The sequence below is a fragment of the Pandoraea soli genome, assembly GCF_902459595.1.
Classification (GTDB): domain Bacteria; phylum Pseudomonadota; class Gammaproteobacteria; order Burkholderiales; family Burkholderiaceae; genus Pandoraea; species Pandoraea cepalis.
The window spans coordinates 316,876-336,196 of the sequence record NZ_CABPSG010000004.1 but is presented as its reverse complement, the minus strand read 5'-3'; the positions used below and the strand labels follow the sequence as shown (position 1 = coordinate 336,196).

Sequence of the window (19,321 nt, the reverse complement as noted above, 5' to 3'; positions counted from 1 at the left end):
CGCCATGCCTTAATGGCGCTGTAATTTGCGGTGCGACATGACACCGGCTACCGTAAAGAACGATCCAAAAACCACAATTCTATCATTCTCCCCGCACTGCTCGAGCGCGGCGGCATAGGCTTTCTCGGGAGATTCGAAGGTCTCGACCGAATGATCGGCATCCGGCACGAACCCCACCGCCCGCAGACTCGCTTCCAGCTTCTGTGGACTCGCGGCACGTTCGGTCGGCAGCGCGCACAGACGCCAGTGATCCACTTTGTCGACGAGATGCCGAAGCACCCCCTCGATATCCTTGTCGGCCATCGCCCCGAACACGGCGTATGTGTACGGAAAGTAGCCCATGCCGTCGAGATTGTGGCCAAGCGCGGCAGCGGCGTGCGGGTTGTGCGCCACATCGAGCACCACGGCCGGACGCCCCGGCAGCACCTGGAACCGCCCCGGCAACTCGACCGACGAGAGCCCCAGCCGAATGTCCTGCGCCGACACCGGCAGCGTGTCGCGCATCGATTCGAGCGCGGCCAGCGCCGCCGACGCGTTGAGCAACTGGTTCGCGCCCCGCAAGGCCGGATAGGCGAGCGACGGACGGCGCATCTGGCGTCCGCCATAGCTCCACTGCTGCTTGTCGCCCTGATAGTTGAAGTCGCGCCCGAACAGCCACAGATCCGCGCCGATGCGCTCCGCCTCGGCCAGCAGCGAGGCCGGGGGCATGGGATCGCCACAGATCGCCGGCTTTCCCGCGCGGAAGATGCCCGCCTTCTCGATGGCAATCGCCTCGCGCGTGTCGCCCAGGTACTGGGCGTGATCGATGTCGATGCTGGTGACGACGGCGCAGTCGGGGTCGATGATGTTCACCGCATCGAGACGCCCGCCCAGGCCGACTTCCAGAATCACGGCATCGAGCCCGGCGGTGGCGAACAAGTGCATGATCGCCAGCGTCGTGAACTCGAAATACGTCAGCGAGACAGGCGTATCGAAGCTCGTGCGTGCGGCCTCGACCGCCTCGAAATGCTTCAGCAGCGTGGTGTCGTCGACGTTCTCGCCATTCAGGCGCGCGCGCTCGTTGAACGAGATCAGATGCGGCGACGTGTGACAGCCCACGCGATAACCCGCCGAGAGCAGAATGGCTTCGATGATCGCGCAGGTCGATCCCTTGCCGTTGGTCCCGCCCACCGTGAAGACGGGGCACGGGAATTGCAGCCCGAGCGCCTCTTTCACGCGACCAATGCGCGTGAGACCCATATCGATGCCCACAGGGTGAGCGGTTTCCAGATGGGCGAGCCAGGCGTCGAGAGTGGAGTAGGTCGGCATGGATGGTCGGGCAGAAAAACAAAAACGCGGACGTCACGTAACGTCCGCGCTTTCTATCCTGCTGAGTGATGCGTTCAAGCGCCGCATGAGCGGCACGGCGTGGCGTTGCGACATTCTACGCCGTTGCACCGCCCTTTGGGGCACCGCGGCAGTGCGCGCGACGCCATCGCGCCCGTGAATTTTCCGTGCTCAGGCGACGGCGTCCGCCGGCTGGCATTGCATCAGGGCGATCAGGCGAGCAATCTCTTCACGCATCTTGCGACGGTCGACGATCATGTCGATCGCGCCCTTCTGCAGCAGAAACTCCGAACGCTGGAAGCCTTCCGGCAGTTTTTCACGCACGGTCTGCTCGATCACACGCGGGCCGGCAAAGCCGATCAGCGCCTTGGGTTCGGCGATCACCACATCGCCGAGGAAGGCGAAGCTGGCCGACACACCGCCCATCGTCGGATCGGTCAGCACGGAAATGAACGGCAGCTTGGCATTGGCCAGCTTGGTGAGCATGGCCGTGGTCTTGGCCATCTGCATGAGCGAGAGCAGGCTTTCCTGCATGCGCGCACCGCCCGAAGCGGTCACGCAGACGAACGGCACCCCCTGCTCCAGCGCGTTCTGCGCGCCACGCACGAAGCGCTCGCCAACCACCGACCCCATCGAGCCGCCCATGAAGGCGAACTCGAAGCAGGCGACCACAACCGGCAGCGTATGGATCGCGCCGCCCATGACCACCATTGCGTCGGTCTCGCCGGTGTCGTCCATCGCTTCCTTGATGCGGTCCGGGTACTTACGGCTGTCCTTGAACTTCAGCGCGTCGACCGGCACGATCTCCTGTCCCAGTTCGTAACGGCCTTCCGGATCGAGCAGCGCGTCGAGACGTGCACGGGCACCGATACGCATGTGGTGATCGCACTTCGGGCAAACGTGCAGATTCGCTTCCACGTCGTTGCGATACAGCACCGCCTCACACGACGGGCACTTGATCCACAGCCCTTCCGGGATGCTCTTGTTGCGCTGCGTCGGATCGGTTTGCTTGATCTTCGGGGGCAGCAGCTTATCGAGCCAGCTCATAGTTTCTCCTTGGCAAACGCCCGCACCAGGCGGGGCGGGCGTTTCTGGCGACCGTGCAACACGGCCGTGTCAATTCAGCGTTTCACCGGGCGGTTCGACGAATCGACCCCGCGAACAAACGCCGCAAATCTACGCCGATTTGGCGCCCTCGTCGAGCGCCTGGCGAATACCGCCGATGAATTCAGCGAGCGATTTTACCGCGTTATGGCCTTCCAGATCACGCGGCGTGTTTTCCAGGCGCTGAACGATGGCGCTGCCGATGACTACGGCGTCGGCCACGCTCGCGATGGCGCGCGCCGTCGCGGCGTCGCGAATACCGAAGCCCACCCCGACCGGCAGGGGCGCGACGGCCTTGATTTCAGGAATCTTCGCGGCCACGCTTTCCAGATCCAGGCTCGCCGCCCCCGTCACGCCCTTGAGCGAGACGTAATAGAGATAACCGCTGGCCTGACGCGCCACGGCGGCAATCCGCGCTTCGGTCGAGGTCGGTGCGAGCAGGAAGATCGGATCGATGCCATGCGCACGCACGGCCCCGGCGTAGGTCTCGGCCTCCTCGGGCGGATAGTCGACGACCAGCACGCCGTCGACACCGGCCTTGGCGGCCCGCTCGGCGAAGGTGTCGAGGCCCATCGCCTCGATCGGATTGGCATAGCCCATGAGCACGACCGGCGTGCGGTCGTTCGTCTGACGGAACACCGCCACGTAGCCGAGCACCTCCGCCAGGCTCACGCCGCGGGCCAGCGCACGCTCGGAGGCGCGTTGAATCACCGGGCCGTCGGCCATCGGGTCGGAGAACGGCACGCCGAGTTCGATGACGTCGGCGCCGTTGTCGGCCAGCGCATGCATCAGCTTGACCGTCCAGCCCGGTTCGGGATCGCCGGCGGTGATGAACGGGATGAGGCCCTTTTTACCCTGCGCTTGCAAGGCTTGGAACGTCGCTTGAATGCGGGACATGATCGGAAAGTCTCTGAAGTCTTTGGTGGGCGAGCGCGTGGTAATGCGCGTTCAGCTCGAAGCCGACGAAACGCCGGCCGTGCAACGCGCATGCCACGGCCGTCGTGCCGCTGCCCATGAACGGGTCGAGCACGAGACCGCCGGGCGGGCAACTGGCCAGCACCATGCGCTCGATGATATGCAGCGGTTTCTGCGTCGGATGATCGACGCGTTCGGGGTCTTGCCGGTGCAATCGCGAGATCGACCACAGATCCTTGGGGTTGTAACCCAGTTCCAGCCACTTGCTGCCCTCGAAGATACGGCGCGAGCGCGCCTTCTTCGTCGCGGCGTCGTACGGCACCCGCACCGCATCGAGGTCGAAGTAGTAATCCTTCGAGACCGCGAAAAAGCCGATATTGTCGTGTACCGACGAGAACCGCCGGGTGCTGCCGCCCATGCTGGGCACGCGGCGATCCCATATGATCTCGTTGATCATCAGCATGCGCCGCTTCAGGAACACGAACAGCTCGGGGGCGTACTGCCACGTACAGAACAGGTACAGCGAGCCGCGCGGCGCGAGCTTCGGTATCGCCGCTTCGAGCCAGCCATACGTCCAGCCGAGGAAATCCTCGCCGGAGCGCTTGTCGGAATCGTTGCCATAATCCTTGCCGAGCCCGTAAGGCGGATCGGCAAGAATCAGGTCGACGCTGCCGTCGTCCAGTTCGTGCAGGTGCTCCAGGAAGTCGGCATGACGCAAGGTGATGTCGCCCGGCGCCCAACGCGCGCGCAGCTCGCCGGCCGCTTCCCTGGCCTCGAGACGCGCGGCGGCAGCTTCGGTGGCGTCCATGGGGCGCTCGGCCCCGAGGACGTCAAGTGGCGCCTTGCGATCAGTCAGATCGGTCATGCTGGTTCGGGTGTCCTTGATGGATCTTGGAATCTGAGGATTTTAGGATCTGCCATCGACGGCGTCTCGCGACGCCGCCGATCTCGCTTATGTCGCTTATGTCGCCTACACCCCGCCCGACGCCGGCCTGGGCAGCGCCATCACGGTGTGCATGTCCTTGTCGCCGCGCCCCGAGAGATTGACTAGCACGATCTGATCGCTCGGCAGCGTCGGCGCCAGCTTGCACGCATAAGCCAGCGCGTGGCTCGACTCCAGTGCCGGAATGATGCCTTCGATCCGGCAGCAGTCATGAAACGCGCGCAGCGCCTCGGTATCGGTCACGCCCACGTACTCGGCACGCTTGATGTCATGCAGCCACGCGTGCTCCGGGCCCACCCCCGGGTAGTCCAGACCTGCCGAGATCGAATGCGTCTCGGTGATCTGACCGTTGGCGTCCTGCAGCAGATAGGTGCGGTTGCCATGGAGCACGCCGGGCGTGCCACCGATGATCGACGCCGCATGACGGCCGGTCTCGATGCCGTCGCCCGCCGCTTCCACGCCCACCAGCTTGACGTCCGGCACATCGATATACGGGTAGAAAATACCCATGGCGTTCGAGCCGCCACCGACGCAGGCGAGCACATAATCCGGCTGACGGCCGGCCAGCTCGGGCATCTGCACCTTGCACTCCTCGCCGATCACGCACTGGAAATCGCGCACGAGCATCGGATACGGATGCGGCCCGGCCACGGTGCCGATGATGTAGAACGTGCTCTCGACGTTGGTCACCCAGTCGCGCATGGCTTCGTTGAGCGCGTCCTTGAGGGTCTTCGAGCCCGATTCCACCGGCACCACGGTCGCGCCCAGCAGTTGCATGCGGTAGACGTTGGCCGCCTGACGCTTGACGTCTTCCGAGCCCATGTAGACCACGCACTCCATGCCGAAGCGCGCGGCGATGGTCGCCGTTGCCACGCCATGCTGACCGGCGCCGGTCTCCGCAATCACGCGGCGTTTGCCCATGCGACGCGCGAGCAGCGCCTGCCCGATCACGTTGTTCACCTTGTGCGCGCCGGTGTGATTCAGGTCTTCGCGCTTGAGGTACACCTGTGCGCCGCCCAGTTCCTGGCTCCAGCGCTTGGCGTGATAGATCGGCGACGGACGGCCGACGTAGTGCTTCAGTTCGTAATGGAATTCTTCGAGGAAGGCCGGATCGTGCTGATACTTCGCATAGGCCTCGCGCAACTCGTCGAGCGCGTGGATCAGCGTCTCGGCCACAAAGACACCGCCGTACGGACCGAAATGGCCGCGGGCGTCAGGGAAATCGTACATGGTTGTCAATCTTCGCAGTACCGGTGCGCAGCGCAGGCGGGCGCTCCGGCGGGTTGCTCATTCGGCGTCGGCGGCACGCACTGCGTGCACGAACGCCGTCATGCGGGCGTGATCCTTCACGCCACGCGACGCCTCTACACCGCTCGACACGTCGACGGCGTAAGGCGTCACCCGGCCGATGGCTTCAGCAACGTTGTGTGCGTTCAAGCCACCACTCAAAACGGCCCGACGCGCGATGTCTTTTGGAATAAGTGACCAATCGAAAACCTTTCCCCCACCGCCGTAGCCTTCGACCAGAGCATCGAGCAAGATGCCTTGCGCAGCGGTGTATGCATTGGCGAATTGTAGCAAATCGCCACTGTCTTTCGTCTCCGGGCCGATACGCATGGCGCGCATGTAAGGACGATTGCCCGCCGCGGCGGCCAACACCGCGCATTGCGCCGGCGTTTCGTCGCCATGGAACTGCAGCGTGGTCAGCGGCACGGCCTCGACCGTCCGGGCAATCTCGTCGGCCGTCGCGTTCACGAACAGGCCGACCAGACTCACATACGGCGGCACCCGGCGAGCCAGCTCGGTCGCGCGCGCCAGATCCACGTAGCGCGGGCTCGGCGGGTAAAAGACGAGGCCGATGGCGTCGGCGCCCAGCGCCACCGCGTGATCGATGTCGGCCGGCTGCGACAGGCCGCAGATCTTGATTCGGGTACGGGATTTCATGAACTTGCCCACGGCATCGGGAACGGCCACGCCGCCCAGTTGGGCTCGGGGACCGCGAAACGCTCAGGATACCCCACCCGCGCCAGATACAGCCCGTCCGGCATGAACGTCGGGGCCGCCTGACGACGGTCGAGACTCGCGAGCACATCCGTCATCCAGCTCGCCGGCTGGCGGCCTCGGCCCACGGCGACCAGACAGCCCATGATATTTCGCACCATGTGATGCAGGAACGCGCTCGCCCGGAAGCGGAACACAAAGAAGTGCCCTTGCTGCTCGACGTCGATGGCATACAGATGTTTCACCGGCGTCTTGGCCTGACACTCGGACGAGCGGAACGCCGAGAAGTCGTGCTCGCCGACCAGCACCCGGCTCGCGGCGCGCATGGCCTCGAGATCGAGCGGTGTGTGCAGCCAGCCGCATCGACCGTCGAGCAACGGCGAACGCACGGGGTGCACGTACAGCACATAGAAATACGTGCGCTCGAAGGCGGTAAATCGGGCGTGGAAGTCGTCCGGCATCGCCTGCGCCCATTGCACGGCGACCATCTTGGGCAGAAACGCGTTGACGCCGCGCACCCACGAGAACATCGCGCGGTCCAGGTCGGTGTCGAAATGCGCCACCTGACCGATGCCGTGCACACCGGTATCGGTGCGGCCCGCGACAGTCGTGGGCAGCGCAACGCCGCCGAATTCCCGCAACGCGGCTTCGAGCGTCTGTTGCACGGTGTTGCCATGCGGCTGCGATTGCCAGCCGGAGAACGCCGTGCCGTCGTAATGGATGCCCAGTGCGATTCGCATATGAAAAAGAAAAATGGGCGCTCAACCTACGAGCGCCCCAAACTACGGTCAATCTGTGGTGGGTTCGTCAGCCTGTCGTGGCGTCAACTTTTCGGCGTCACTTGCCAAGCTCGGCGAGCCTTGTGCGGGCGACGGACTGCTGCGCCGCGTCGCCGCCGGCAATCACCTCTTCGAGCAGTTCGCGCGCGCCTTCGTCGTCACCGATGGTCTGATAGGCGGTCGCCAGTTCCAGCTTCGTATGGTATTCGTCCGGCACACCCGGCTCGACGGACGCTGCGGCGACGGGCGATGCCGGCATGGCAGGCACCGGCGCAACCGTTTGCGGCATTTGCGGCGCCGCAGGTTCGGCCGCATACGGCGTGTCCGGGGCCGGTGTATGCAGCACCTCGTGCTCGATCAGGGCTTCTGTCCCGATGTCGGCTGCCAGCGTCGGCGCGCTCACGAACGCCGGGCTCGCCTGTGCGTCGTCTCCCTTCAGATCGAGGCTGAAGTCCGACAGATCGAACGACAACGGCTTGAGCGACGGCGCCTCGTGCGCAGTGTCCGTATAGCTGCGCGACGCGGCGCTCGAGTGGCTCGCCTGCTGCATCGCGGCGTCGAAGTCGGCATCGCTCAGTTCGCCGTCCGGCTCGTCGGACGCCTCGTCCGCGCTCGCATTCGAGCGCAGCGGATCGTCCATCGGCGCCATCTTGAATTGCACCGAGCCCATCCCCTTCGAGAGCGACGGCAAGGCATCGCTCGAAATCGTGCCCACATGCGCCGACTGTCCCGGGATCGCCAGATCCAGGTCGCCCAGCATGCCGGCTACGCTGCCGTCGAGCGAAGCGTCGGCGGGCTCTGTCGGTGCTGCCAAGACGTTCGACTCAGGTGCATGCACCGACGTCGCGGCAGCACCGCCGACAGCGGCGGCGCCCAGCGCTTCGAGCGCCGACAAGGTGGTCGCCGCCGAGTCGTCATGGGCGGCAGGCGTTTCCTGGGCGTCCCCGACGGCCTTTCCGGCTTCCTCGGCAAACGCGGCGCCCCAATCGATTTCCGGCTCGCCGACGGCTTCGGCCGATGTGTCCGGCGCGGGGATCGTCGCATCGGCCACGAGCGGCTCAGCCATCGATTCAGACGATTCAGATGACTCCGCCGAGGCCGACGCCGCCGGCGACGCGTCGCGGCCTTCGTCATGTTCGTCGACGAACGCGTCGTTCAGCGGTACGGGCTCGGGGTTCCAGGCATCGGGTCCGCCAGCCTCATCTGCCGCGGACTCGTGCTGAATCGCGTCGACGGCGGCAACGCCCTCGTCCGATGCCGACCAGGCATCGTCGGCCGCTGGCTGCCGCGCTTCGGCTTGCGCTTGATTGGCCGCATACAGTGCCGCGGCGCCTGCGGCACCCGCCGTGGCCATGCCGCCCGACGCCGACGCAGCGCCCGGCGCACCGTCATGCGGCTCATCGTGGCCCTCGTGGCCTTCAGGTGCATCACGCCCGTCGTCATACGGCCCGGGCTGCCCCACCGGTGCCGCCGCGCGACGGCGGCGCAACAACGTCCACAGGCCGAGCAGCACCACCAGCACGCCAGCGCCCGGCAGCACGTAAGGATTCTGGCTCACGGCACGCCAATTCATCGCGCCGTTCGACGCCGGCTTGGCCGGCGCGACCACGGCGCGGGCCGCGGCCATCGCGGCGACATCGCTTGCCGGTGCCGCCACCGCAGCCGTCGCCTCTGACGCCGCCGCGCCCGCCGATGCGGCGGAGGCGGCCGCGGCCTCGGTCACGGCAGCCTCCGAAGCCACGGCCGTCGCACCCGCACTGTCAGCGCGGGCAGCGGCGTCGGTTTGTTTCGTGCCATTGCCGTTGGCGGTATTCGGTGCCGTTTTGGCCGCTGCCGCCGCGACAGTCGTCTTGTCGTTGGCGGGTTTCGGCGTCTTTTCCTGCGCAGTCGCCCCGGAAGCGGTGGCGGCCTGCTGTTCCAGGTTGGCGACGGCCTGATTCTTCATCGCCAACAACTTCTGGAGATCTGCAACGTTCTTCTGCAACTCGTTCACCCTGCCCTGAGCCTCGGCCTGCGCCTTGCCCTGGGCGATTTGTGCTTCTTCGCTGCCGCCGGTTCGACCGGCCGTGCCGCCCGCCCCGCCCTTTTCGGGTCGCGACAGCTTCAATTCATCGCGTGTCGCGGGCGTGGCAGCTTCCGGCGCCTTGCCCGCTTCGATCGCGCCCTGTGCACTGCGGCCACCGGCCGGTGCTGCCTGCTGCGCCGTCGATTCGGCCAGCCGCGCGCGATACGCGTCGAACTGTTCCCGTGCAGCCGACACGAACTTGCGTGCTTGCGCGGGAGGAATACCTTGCACCTGTGCGTCGGACGGACGCGTCAGCGTCGCCCCCTGACGCAGCCGATTCGGATCGTCGCCGATGAACGCCGAGCGGTTAGCCTCGAACAGCGCGCTCATCATCTGCGCCAGCGTCACCCCGCCTTCGCCGCCCGTGAATTCACGCGCAATCGACGACAGCGATTCGCCATGCCCCACCTTGCGCTCGCCCCCGACGCCGGCGGCAGACGCCTTGCCCGGCTGGACAGATGTTGCGGACGCGGAGGAGGACGAGGTGGAAGCGGTGGCCGAGGAGGACGCCGCGGGCGGGGTCTGACTCGCCGCCGCTGCGGGCACGACGGCCTCGGCTTGGGTCGCGCTCGCTTCCGGTATGGCGGACAGCGTGAGCGCATTGGACTGACGGCCGGTGCGCCATTCGAGCACCAGCAACAGGTCGAGGAACGACGTACTGATCGGCTCGGCCGAATCGACATGCACGAGATACGTGCCGCTGTAACCGGGCGCGCGCCCCGCCGTCGGCGAGACCGACACGGAAAGCTTCTCGAGCGTGGGGTCGTAGCGCAGACCGGCCTGCTTGAAGGCGTCGCGCGGCGCGAGCTTCACCGACAATCCGTCGGCTTCCGCCTGCGACACGTTGCCCAGCACGATGACAGCACGCAATGGCTGGCCCGGGCCCGAGCGCACCTGCTGCGGGCCGAACTCCGCCGCACCGGCGTTGAGCAGCCCGAGGCTCCACAAGACGGCCGCTGCCGCGCTCAGGCGGAACGAATTACGGGACGAGTTTGCACGCTTGCCGATCGAGTATTTCCGCACTGTGTCTTGTCAGGCCTGTCAGTCGTTTGTCACTGGCCGCCCCGGCTACAAGGGGTGCCTCCCAAAGCGCGGACGGCGGCCTCGCGGGCCGCCGTTCTTCACGCCTTACCGATGCGCTGCGACGCTCAAGCGTCGAGCAGGATACGCAGCATGCGACGCAGCGGTTCCGCCGCGCCCCACAACAGTTGATCGCCGACGGTAAACGCCGACAGATACTCCGGTCCCATCGACATCTTGCGCAGGCGACCGACCGGAATCGTCATCGTGCCGGTCACGGCCGCAGGCGTCAAATCGGTCATCGACGCCTCGCGGGTGTTCGGCACAACTTTCACCCAGTCATTGGCCTGGCCGATGATGTCCGTCAGTTCGTCTAACGGCACATCCTTGGTCAACTTGATGGTCAGCGCCTGGCTGTGGCAGCGCATTGCGCCGATGCGCACGCACAGACCGTCCACCGGAATGGCGCGGGTGTTCGGGAAACCGTCGCCCAGCCCCAGGATCTTGTTGGTCTCGGCGCCGCCCTTCCATTCTTCCTTCGACTGACCGTTGCCCAGATCCTTGTCGATCCACGGAATCAGGTTGCCCCCCAGCGGCACACCAAACTGCTGGGTCTCGTCGGCCGTAAGTGCATGCTGCTTAGCGAGCACCTTGCGGTCGATCTCGAGAATGGCCGACTGCGGATCGTCCAGCAGCGCCTTGACTTCGGCGTTGATGCTGCCGAACTGCGTGAGCAGCTCACGCATATGCTGTGCACCGCCGCCCGATGCCGCCTGATACGTCATCGACGTGAGCCAGTCGACCAGACCGTGCTGGAACAGACCGCCCAGCCCCATCAGCATGCAGCTCACCGTGCAATTGCCGCCGACGAAGTTCTTCGTGCCCTTGCTGAGCGAGTTCTTGATCACGTCGAGGTTGACCGGATCGAGAACGATGATCGCATCGTCCTTCATGCGCAGCGTCGAGGCCGCGTCGATCCAGTAACCGTCCCAGCCCGCGGCGCGCAGCTTCGGGAATATCTCGGTCGTGTAATCACCGCCCTGGCAGGTAATGACGATGTCGCACTTTTTCAGCTCGTTGACATCATTGGCGTCTTTCAGCGAAGTCTCGTTCTTCGCCATCGACGGGGCTTTGCCGCCCGCGTTGCTGGTGCTGAAAAACACCGGCTCGATCAAGGCGAAGTCGTTCTCCTGTTGCATACGCTGCATCAGAACCGAACCGACCATGCCCCGCCAACCTACCAGACCTACGGTTTTCATTTATCCACTCTCTTATCGTTGCAATTGCGCCGAGGGGCGTCTCACGACGCCCCGTCAACGTTATAGCGCGGCAACCACTGCCGCACCCATCTCGCGCGTACCGACCTTGGTCGCGCCTTCCTGCCAGATGTCGGGCGTGCGCAGACCTTGCGCCAGCACCTTCTTCACCGCATTCTCCACGCGATCGGCCTGTTCCGCGCGGCCCAGCGTGTAACGCAGCATCATGGCCGCCGACAGGATCGTGGCCAAAGGATTGGCAACACCCTTGCCGGCGATATCGGGCGCCGAACCGTGCGACGGCTCGTACAGCCCCTTGTTATTGGCATCCAGCGACGCCGACGGCAGCATGCCGATCGACCCTGTGAGCATCGCGGCCTCATCCGACAGAATATCGCCGAACATGTTGCCGGTCACCACGACGTCGAAGTTCTTCGGTGCCTTGACGAGCTGCATCGCGGCATTGTCGACGTACATGTGCGAGAGTTCGACCTCCGGATACTGCTTGGCAACCTCGATCATGGTGTCGCGCCACAGTTGCGACGTCTCGAGCACATTGGCCTTGTCCACCGAACACAAGCGCTTGTCGCGCTTGGCTGCGGCCTGAAACGCGACGTGCGCGATGCGCTCCACTTCCGGCACGCTATACCGCATGGTATCAAAACCTTCGCGCGCCCCTTCGAAAGCGCCATCGGGCGACTGGCGGAAGCCCTTCGGCTGACCGAAGTAGATGTCGCCGTTCAGCTCGCGAATGATCAGGATATCGAGCCCTGCCACGATTTCAGGCTTCAGGCTCGATGCGTCGGCCAGTTCCTTGTACAGGATCGCCGGACGGAAGTTGGCGAACAGCTGCAGATGCTTGCGCAGCCCCAGAATCGCCTGCTCGGGACGCAGTGCGCGCTCGAGCGAATCGTATTTCCAGTCGCCCACGGCGCCGAACAGAATGGCATCCGCTTCCTTGGCGAGCTTGAGCGTGGCGTCCGGCAGCGGATGACCCGCCGCCTCGTAGCCGGCGCCGCCCACGGGCGCTTCTTCCAGTTCAAACGTCTCGCCAAGTGCGTTCAGCACATTGACGGCTTCCGCCACGATTTCCGGACCAATGCCGTCACCCGGCAACACTGCAATTTTCATGCGATCTCCTTGTGCGTGCGGGCCTCAGCCCGGCAGACGCGTTGCGAGCCACGGCTGCTTGGCGAGCCGCTCGGCCTCGTAGGCGCGAATCTTGTCGGCGTGACGCAGCGTCAGGCCGATGTCGTCGAAACCGTTCAGCATGCAGTACTTGCGGAACGGCGCGATGTCGAACTCGTAAGCGCGACCGTCGGGCGTCATCACCGCTTGCTTGTCCAGATCGATGGTCAACTGAAAGCCGTTGAACGCGGCGGTCTCGTTGAACAGATGATCGACCTGCATCTCCGACAACGCGATCGGCAACAGCCCGTTCTTGTAGCAGTTGTTGAAGAAGATGTCGGCGAAGCTCGGCGCGATGACGGCGCGGAAGCCGAATTGCTGCAACGCCCACGGGGCGTGCTCACGCGAGCTGCCGCAGCCGAAGTTCTTGCGTGCGAGCAGCACCGTGGCGCCCTGATAACGCGGCTGGTTGAGCACGAAGTTCGGGTTGAGCGGACGCCCGCTGCAATCCTGGCCCGGCTGGCCGACATCGAGATAACGCCACTCGTCGAACAGGTTCGGACCGAAGCCCGTGCGCTTGATCGACTTCAGGAATTGCTTGGGGATGATCGCGTCGGTATCGACGTTTTCGCGATCCAGCGGCGCCACCAACCCCGTATGGACGGTAAATTTTTCCATCACGAACCACCTGATCAAAACAGTTCGGCTGCGGCCGGTTCCAGAGAGCCCTGGCCGTCAAAACCGGAAATTTCGTAGGTGCGCACGCACGGCGATTGCCCGCGCGATGCGCACCGTCGCATCACTTCTTCGCGGCGTTCTCGAGGGCCGAGCCGGCGGCTTGCGTATCCTTGCCAAGGCCCGCCATCGTGTTGCAGCCCGCCACGCCCAGCACCAGCATCGCACCGATCAGCATCCACAGCTTCTTCATGGTTTTTTCTCTGTCAAAGACGATGTCAAACGACGGTTATATCGATGCGAGCGCGTCAGACCAGACGACGCACGTCGACGAAATGGCCTTCGATGGCGGCGGCCGCGGCCATCGCCGGACTCACGAGGTGCGTACGCCCGCCCGCGCCCTGACGGCCTTCGAAGTTACGATTCGAGGTCGAGGCGCAACGCTCACCCGGCTCCAGACGGTCGGCATTCATCGCCAGACACATCGAGCAGCCCGGCTCGCGCCATTCGAAGCCCGCGGCCTTGAAGACCTGATCCAGCCCTTCCTGCTCAGCCTGATGCTTCACCAGTCCGGACCCCGGCACGACCATCGCCAGCCGCACGTTCGGTGCCACACGGCGACCGAGCGTCTTCACAACATATGCCGCCGCGCGGATATCTTCGATACGCGAGTTGGTGCACGAGCCAATGAACACCTTGTCGACGTTGACACTGGACATCGGCGTGTTCGGCGTCAGCGCCATGTACTCGAGCGCACGCTCCATGGCACTGCGCTTGACCGGGTCTTTTTCCTTCTCGGGATCCGGCACACGGTCTTCAATGCTCACGACCATCTCCGGCGACGTGCCCCAGCTCACTTGCGGGCGCAACGTGTTCGCGTCGATCTCGACCACGTGGTCGAACGCGGCGCCCGGATCGGTGTGGAACGTACGCCAGTAGGCTTCGGCCTGCTGGAATTCCACGCCCGAGGGTGCGAACGGTCGGCCCTTCACGTACTGGATCGTCGTGTCGTCCACGGCCACCAGACCGGCACGCGCACCGGCCTCGATGGCCATGTTGCACACGGTCATCCGGCCTTCCATCGTGAGCGAGCGGATCGCCGAGCCGGCGAATTCGATCGTGTAGCCCGTGCCGCCGGCCGTGCCGATCTTGCCGATGACGGCCAGCACGATGTCCTTGGCGGAGCAACCGCGCGGCAGCGTCCCTTCGACCTTCACGAGCATGTTCTTGCTCTTCTTCATGAGCAGCGTCTGCGTGGCGAGCGTGTGCTCGACTTCAGACGTGCCGATGCCGAACGCCAGTGCGCCGAACGCGCCATGCGTGGACGTGTGCGAATCGCCGCAGACCACCGTCATGCCGGGCAGCGTGGCGCCCTGCTCCGGGCCGATCACGTGCACGATGCCCTGACGCAGGTCGTTCATCTTGAATTGGGTAATGCCGAGGCGGTCGCAGTTGTTGTCGAGCGTATCGACCTGCAGACGCGAAATCGGATCGGCGATGCCTTGCGTGCGGTCGGTGGTCGGCACATTGTGATCCGACACCGCGAGGTTCGCGGACAGTCGCCAGACCGGACGCTGCGCGAGTTTTAGCCCCTCAAACGCCTGCGGACTGGTCACCTCGTGCAACAGATGACGGTCGATGTAGAGCAACGTAGTGCCATCGTCCTCGGTATGCACGACATGTGCATCCCACAATTTGTCATACAGCGTCTTGGCCATGATAAAAACGCGGGGCTAAATATCGTTGTAGGAACACACATCGTTCCGTGAACTTTTGATTATGCCATAGCGCTTTCGCGCCGGCGGAATACGAAATCCCCGGGAAACCGGGCGGTAAACGCACGATCAACCGGGGATTTGTGCGAATCACGGCAGCTTGTGCCGTGGCTTCGAATATAGCGCAACGAGGGCTCGTTGGGGCGCCGCACCGCCTTGCCGTTTCGGCAAGGTTGCGGTGCCGGCGCGGCAAGGAGGGGCCGCGCCGAACGCCTCCGACAGGCTTAGCGCCTGTCGATCGTCGCGACTTCGCGCGGCGTGTGGCCGATGAACAGCTGACGCGGACGACCAATCTTCTGGTCCGGTTCACCGATCATTTCGTTCCACTGCGCGATCCAGCCCACCGTACGGGCCAGTGCGAAGATGCAGGTGAACATCGACGTCGGGATGCCCAGCGCGCGCTGAACGATACCCGAATAGAAGTCGACGTTCGGGTACAGCTTGCGCGACACGAAGTATTCGTCTTCCAGGGCGATCTTCTCGAGCTGCATGGCCAGCTTGAACAGCGGGTCGTCGTGCAGGCCCAGTTCGTTGAGCACTTCGTAGCACGTCTCGCGCATCAGCTTGGCGCGCGGGTCGTAGTTCTTGTACACACGGTGACCGAAGCCCATGAGCTTCACGCCCGAGTTCTTGTCCTTCACCTGCCTGATGAATTCGGGGATCTTGTCCGGCGAACCGATCTGCTCGAGCATGGTCAGCGCGGCTTCGTTCGCACCGCCGTGCGCAGGGCCCCACAGACACGCGATACCGGCAGCGATACAGGCGAACGGGTTGGCGCCCGACGAACCGGCCAGACGCACGGTCGACGTGGAGGCGTTCTGCTCGTGATCGGCGTGCAGGATCAGGATGCGGTCGAGGGCGCGCACCAGCACGTCGTTGACTTCATAATCTTCGCACGGGTTCGCGAACATCATGCGCATGAAGTTCGCGCTGTACGACAAGTCGTTACGCGGATACACGAACGGCTGGCCGATGCTGTACTTGTACGCCATCGCGACGAGCGTCGGCAGCTTGGCGATCAGGCGGATGGCCGAGACTTCACGGTGCGTCGGATTGTTGATGTCCAGCGAGTCGTGATAGAACGCCGACAAGGCGCCGACCGAACCGGTCAGCACAGCCATCGGGTGCGCGTCACGACGGAACCCGCGGAAGAAGAAGTTCATCTGCTCGTGCACCATCGTGTGACGGGTCACGGTCTTGACGAATTCATCCTTCTGCTCGGCGTTCGGCAGTTCGCCCTTGAGCAACAGATAGGAGGTCTCGAGGAAGTCGCAGTGAGTGGCCAACTGCTCGATCGGGTAGCCGCGATACAGCAGCTCGCCCTTGTCGCCATCGATATACGTGATGGCGGAATTGCACGACGCCGTCGACATGAAGCCCGGGTCATACGTGAACTTGCCGGTCTGGCCGTACAGCTTGCGGATGTCGATTACATCCGGGCCCATCGTTCCCTGATAGATCGGCAGTTCGACGCTGGGCGAACCGTCAGAGAAAGATAGGGTGGCTTTAACATCAGACGGAGTCATATCGCTTCCTCAAAAAAATACTTAAACCCCTACACGGCGCGCAATAGCGCCAGCAGGCGCTGCACGTCCGGCCCGTCCAGATCCGCGTCGGGCTCTTTACGCGCTAGCAGCAGATCCATCAAATCGTTGTCGCTCAAATCGAGCAACCTGGTGAGGGCGCCCACATCCTCGTCGGTCATCGAGGCTTCGTACTTCGCGAAGAAGCGTTCGAGAATGAGGTCGTTTTCCAGCAAACCGCGGCGTGCCCGCCAACGCAGGCGGGCACGTTTGACCGGATCGGACTGGTGATTGATATCCGGCATGATCGCTAGGTCAGACGGCGCGACGCACCATCAGCTCCTTGATCTTGCCGATGGCCTTCGTCGGGTTCAGACCCTTCGGGCACACATCCACGCAGTTCATGATCGTGTGGCAGCGGAACAGGCGGTACGGATCTTCCAGGTTGTCCAGACGCTCGCCGGTGGCCATGTCGCGGCTATCCGCAATAAAGCGGTACGCCTGCAGAAGACCGGCCGGACCGACGAACTTATCCGGATTCCACCAGAAGCTCGGGCACGACGTGGAGCACGACGCGCACAGAATGCATTCGTACAGACCATCGAGCTCATCGCGCTGTTCGGGCGACTGCAGACGCTCCTTCTCCGGTGCCGGCTCGGGGTTGATCAGGTACGGCTTGATCGAGTGGTACTGGTTGAAGAAGTGCGTCATGTCGACGATCAGATCGCGAATGACGGGCAGCCCCGGCAGCGGCTTCAGCACGATCTTGTTCGGCAGATCGTTCATGTTGGTCAGGCAGGCCAGACCGTTCTTGCCGTTGATGTTCATCGCATCCGAGCCGCACACGCCTTCGCGGCACGAGCGGCGGAACGCGATGCCTTCATCGAGCTTCTTGAGCTTGACCAGGGCGTCGAGCAACATGCGCTCATGACCGTCGAGTTCGACCTCGTAGGTCTGCATGTACGGTGCGGCATCCTTGTCCGGATCGTAGCGGTAGACTTCAAAAATACGTTTCATGATCTTGCGAATCCCTTAGAACGTCCGCGCCTTGGGCGGAACCGAGTCGACGGTCAGCGGCTTCAACTGCACCGGCTTGTAATCCAGACGGTTGCCTTCGCTGAAGAACAGCGAGTGGCGCATCCAGTTGGCATCGTCGCGCTCTGGATAATCGCTGTGCGCGTGCGCGCCCCGGCTTTCCTTGCGGGCTTCGGCTGCGATCATGGTGGCCTTGGCCACTTCGATCAGGTTGTCCACTTCCAGCGCTTCCATGCGCGCCGTGTTGAACACCTTCGACTTGTCCTTCAGGTGAACGTGCGACACGCGCTCGGCCACTTGCTTGATCTCGTCCACGCCTTCCTTGAGCAGGTCGGACGTGCGGAACACGCCGGCATGCTTCTGCATCGTCGCGCGGATGTCGTTGGCGACGTCCTGTGCGTATTCACCCGAGCTGGAGGCTTCCAGACGACCCAGACGCGCCATGGCGTTGTCGCCGGCATCGGCGGGCAGCGGCTTGTGCTCGCCGTGATTCTTCACGAAGTCGACGATGTGGTTACCGGCCGCGCGGCCGAACACCACGAGGTCGAGCAGCGAGTTCGTGCCCAGACGGTTGGCACCGTGGACCGACACGCAGGAGCACTCGCCCACGGCGTAGAAGCCGTTGACCGGCGTCGATTCGCCGTTCTGCTGCACGACGACCTGGCCGTTGTAGTTCGTCGGAATACCGCCCATCTGATAGTGGATGGTCGGCACGACGGGGATCGGTTCCTTGATCGCGTCGACGTTGGCGAACTTCAGCGCGATTTCGCGAATCGACGGCAGGCGCTTCATGATCGTCTCGGCACCGATGTGCGAGAGGTCGAGCAGCACGTAGTCGCCGTTCGGGCCGCAGCCGCGGCCTTCCTTGATTTCCTGGTCCATCGAACGCGACACGAAGTCACGCGGCGCCAGGTCCTTCAGCGTCGGGGCATAGCGCTCCATGAAGCGCTCGCCGTTCGAGTTGCGCAGAATACCGCCCTCACCGCGCACGCCTTCGGTAATCAGCACGCCCGCGCCGGCCACGCCGGTCGGGTGGAATTGCCAGAATTCCATGTCTTCGAGCGGAATGCCCGCACGCGCGGCCATGCCAAGACCGTCGCCGGTGTTGATGAACGCGTTGGTCGAAGCGGCGTACACACGGCCGGCACCGCCAGTCGCGAACAGCGTGCACTTGGCTTCGAGCAGGTAGACGTCGCCGGTTTCGAGTTCGAGCGCCGACACGCCGAGCACATCGCCCGCTTCGTTACGGATCAGATCGAGCGCCATCCACTCCACGAAGAAGTGCGTCTTGGCGGCCACATTCTGTTGATACAGCGTGTGCAGCAGCGCGTGACCGGTACGGTCGGCGGCCGCGCAAGCGCGCTGGACCGGCTTCTCACCGTAGTTGGCCGTATGACCGCCGAACGGACGCTGGTAGATCGTGCCGTCCGCGTTACGGTCGAACGGCATGCCGAAGTGTTCCAGTTCGTAGACGGCGTTCGGCGCCTGACGGCACATGAACTCGATCGCATCCTGGTCGCCGAGCCAGTCGGAGCCCTTGATGGTGTCGTAGAAGTGGTAATGCCAGTTGTCTTCGCTCATGTTGCCGAGCGAGGCGCCAATGCCGCCCTGAGCGGCCACGGTATGCGAACGGGTGGGGAACACCTTGGACAGCACGGCGACCGACAGACCGGCCTTGGCCAGTTGCAGCGACGCGCGCATGCCCGAACCACCTGCGCCCACGATGACAACGTCAAAGCGGCGGCGCGGCAGCGAATTTTTAATTGCAGCCATTCT

The 19,321-nt window shown here is 64.1% G+C and carries 17 protein-coding genes; all 17 read right to left on the bottom strand.

The genetic code is table 11. The features are described from left to right. Positions 1-9 precede the first annotated feature (9 nt). Positions 10-1,308 carry a bifunctional tetrahydrofolate synthase/dihydrofolate synthase gene (gene folC, locus PSO31014_RS10140; RefSeq protein WP_150551493.1) on the bottom strand — a complete coding sequence of 433 codons (1,299 nt, stop codon included), beginning with the start codon at positions 1,306-1,308 and terminating at the stop codon, positions 10-12. Positions 1,309-1,497: 189 nt separating this feature from the next. Continuing rightward, positions 1,498-2,373 (bottom strand): acetyl-CoA carboxylase, carboxyltransferase subunit beta, encoded by an 876-nt coding sequence (accD, locus tag PSO31014_RS10135; protein ID WP_017234685.1) that lies wholly within the window; start codon positions 2,371-2,373, stop codon positions 1,498-1,500. Positions 2,374-2,502: 129 nt separating this feature from the next. After that, entirely contained in the window at positions 2,503-3,327 is an 825-nt protein-coding gene (trpA, locus tag PSO31014_RS10130) for a tryptophan synthase subunit alpha (protein WP_017234684.1), read from the bottom strand. Continuing rightward, on the bottom strand, positions 3,281-4,153 hold the full coding sequence (locus tag PSO31014_RS10125) for a DNA-methyltransferase (RefSeq protein WP_150551542.1): 873 nt from the start codon (positions 4,151-4,153) through the stop codon (positions 3,281-3,283). Before PSO31014_RS10125 ends, trpA begins: the two co-directional genes overlap by 47 nt. Before the next feature lie 162 nt (positions 4,154-4,315). Then, positions 4,316-5,518 (bottom strand): tryptophan synthase subunit beta, encoded by a 1,203-nt coding sequence (trpB, locus tag PSO31014_RS10120; RefSeq protein WP_150551492.1) that lies wholly within the window; start codon positions 5,516-5,518, stop codon positions 4,316-4,318. 57 nt (positions 5,519-5,575) lie between these two features. After that, positions 5,576-6,232: a phosphoribosylanthranilate isomerase gene (locus PSO31014_RS10115; protein WP_150551491.1), complete on the bottom strand. Its 657-nt coding sequence runs from the start codon at positions 6,230-6,232 to the stop codon at positions 5,576-5,578. Beyond that, positions 6,229-7,029 carry a tRNA pseudouridine(38-40) synthase TruA gene (gene truA, locus PSO31014_RS10110; protein ID WP_150551490.1) on the bottom strand — a complete coding sequence of 267 codons (801 nt, stop codon included), beginning with the start codon at positions 7,027-7,029 and terminating at the stop codon, positions 6,229-6,231. Before truA ends, PSO31014_RS10115 begins: the two co-directional genes overlap by 4 nt. A 97-nt stretch (positions 7,030-7,126) precedes the next feature. Further along, complete coding sequence (locus tag PSO31014_RS10105) at positions 7,127-10,156, bottom strand: motility hub landmark protein FimV (protein WP_150551489.1); 3,030 nt, start codon at positions 10,154-10,156, stop codon at positions 7,127-7,129. 125 nt (positions 10,157-10,281) lie between these two features. Continuing rightward, positions 10,282-11,412 (bottom strand): aspartate-semialdehyde dehydrogenase, encoded by a 1,131-nt coding sequence (gene asd, locus PSO31014_RS10100; protein WP_150551488.1) that lies wholly within the window; start codon positions 11,410-11,412, stop codon positions 10,282-10,284. A gap of 60 nt (positions 11,413-11,472) precedes the next feature. Then, the gene (leuB, locus tag PSO31014_RS10095) at positions 11,473-12,540 is read right to left on the bottom strand and encodes a 3-isopropylmalate dehydrogenase (RefSeq protein ID WP_150551487.1); all 1,068 of its coding nucleotides are present in this window, start codon (positions 12,538-12,540) and stop codon (positions 11,473-11,475) included. Positions 12,541-12,564: 24 nt separating this feature from the next. Then, positions 12,565-13,215, bottom strand: coding sequence for a 3-isopropylmalate dehydratase small subunit (leuD, locus tag PSO31014_RS10090; RefSeq protein ID WP_150551486.1), 651 nt, complete (start codon positions 13,213-13,215; stop codon positions 12,565-12,567). A gap of 121 nt (positions 13,216-13,336) precedes the next feature. Next, a complete protein-coding gene (locus PSO31014_RS10085; RefSeq protein ID WP_017233060.1) occupies positions 13,337-13,465 on the bottom strand; it encodes an entericidin A/B family lipoprotein in 129 nt (42 codons plus the stop codon). A 55-nt stretch (positions 13,466-13,520) separates the two neighbouring features. Beyond that, positions 13,521-14,930 carry a 3-isopropylmalate dehydratase large subunit gene (leuC, locus tag PSO31014_RS10080; RefSeq protein ID WP_150551485.1) on the bottom strand — a complete coding sequence of 470 codons (1,410 nt, stop codon included), beginning with the start codon at positions 14,928-14,930 and terminating at the stop codon, positions 13,521-13,523. Positions 14,931-15,211: 281 nt separating this feature from the next. Beyond that, a complete protein-coding gene (gltA, locus tag PSO31014_RS10075; protein WP_150551484.1) occupies positions 15,212-16,513 on the bottom strand; it encodes a citrate synthase in 1,302 nt (433 codons plus the stop codon). A gap of 29 nt (positions 16,514-16,542) precedes the next feature. Further along, positions 16,543-16,815: an FAD assembly factor SdhE gene (locus PSO31014_RS10070; RefSeq protein WP_026131783.1), complete on the bottom strand. Its 273-nt coding sequence runs from the start codon at positions 16,813-16,815 to the stop codon at positions 16,543-16,545. A 10-nt stretch (positions 16,816-16,825) separates the two neighbouring features. Beyond that, positions 16,826-17,530 (bottom strand): succinate dehydrogenase iron-sulfur subunit, encoded by a 705-nt coding sequence (locus PSO31014_RS10065; RefSeq protein WP_150551483.1) that lies wholly within the window; start codon positions 17,528-17,530, stop codon positions 16,826-16,828. Between the two features lie 12 nt (positions 17,531-17,542). Beyond that, positions 17,543-19,318, bottom strand: coding sequence for a succinate dehydrogenase flavoprotein subunit (sdhA, locus tag PSO31014_RS10060; protein WP_150551482.1), 1,776 nt, complete (start codon positions 19,316-19,318; stop codon positions 17,543-17,545). Positions 19,319-19,321 lie beyond the last annotated feature (3 nt).

What these genes read in the sequence shown, in the direction of transcription:
- sdhA (WP_150551482.1), bottom strand. Translation starts at nt 19,318, where the DNA reads ATGGCTGCAATTAAAAATTCGCTGCCGCGCCGCCGCTTTGACGTTGTC.
- accD (WP_017234685.1), bottom strand. Translation starts at nt 2,373, where the DNA reads ATGAGCTGGCTCGATAAGCTGCTGCCCCCGAAGATCAAGCAAACCGAT.
- PSO31014_RS10085 (WP_017233060.1), bottom strand. Translation starts at nt 13,465, where the DNA reads ATGAAGAAGCTGTGGATGCTGATCGGTGCGATGCTGGTGCTGGGCGTG.
- asd (WP_150551488.1), bottom strand. Translation starts at nt 11,412, where the DNA reads ATGAAAACCGTAGGTCTGGTAGGTTGGCGGGGCATGGTCGGTTCGGTT.
- truA (WP_150551490.1), bottom strand. Translation starts at nt 7,029, where the DNA reads ATGCGAATCGCACTGGGCATCCATTACGACGGCACGGCGTTCTCCGGC.
- trpB (WP_150551492.1), bottom strand. Translation starts at nt 5,518, where the DNA reads ATGTACGATTTCCCTGACGCCCGCGGCCATTTCGGTCCGTACGGCGGT.
- leuD (WP_150551486.1), bottom strand. Translation starts at nt 13,215, where the DNA reads ATGGAAAAATTTACCGTCCATACGGGGTTGGTGGCGCCGCTGGATCGC.
- leuC (WP_150551485.1), bottom strand. Translation starts at nt 14,930, where the DNA reads ATGGCCAAGACGCTGTATGACAAATTGTGGGATGCACATGTCGTGCAT.
- PSO31014_RS10125 (WP_150551542.1), bottom strand. Translation starts at nt 4,153, where the DNA reads ATGGACGCCACCGAAGCTGCCGCCGCGCGTCTCGAGGCCAGGGAAGCG.
- PSO31014_RS10070 (WP_026131783.1), bottom strand. Translation starts at nt 16,815, where the DNA reads ATGCCGGATATCAATCACCAGTCCGATCCGGTCAAACGTGCCCGCCTG.
- trpA (WP_017234684.1), bottom strand. Translation starts at nt 3,327, where the DNA reads ATGTCCCGCATTCAAGCGACGTTCCAAGCCTTGCAAGCGCAGGGTAAA.
- gltA (WP_150551484.1), bottom strand. Translation starts at nt 16,513, where the DNA reads ATGACTCCGTCTGATGTTAAAGCCACCCTATCTTTCTCTGACGGTTCG.
- PSO31014_RS10115 (WP_150551491.1), bottom strand. Translation starts at nt 6,232, where the DNA reads ATGAAATCCCGTACCCGAATCAAGATCTGCGGCCTGTCGCAGCCGGCC.
- folC (WP_150551493.1), bottom strand. Translation starts at nt 1,308, where the DNA reads ATGCCGACCTACTCCACTCTCGACGCCTGGCTCGCCCATCTGGAAACC.
- leuB (WP_150551487.1), bottom strand. Translation starts at nt 12,540, where the DNA reads ATGAAAATTGCAGTGTTGCCGGGTGACGGCATTGGTCCGGAAATCGTG.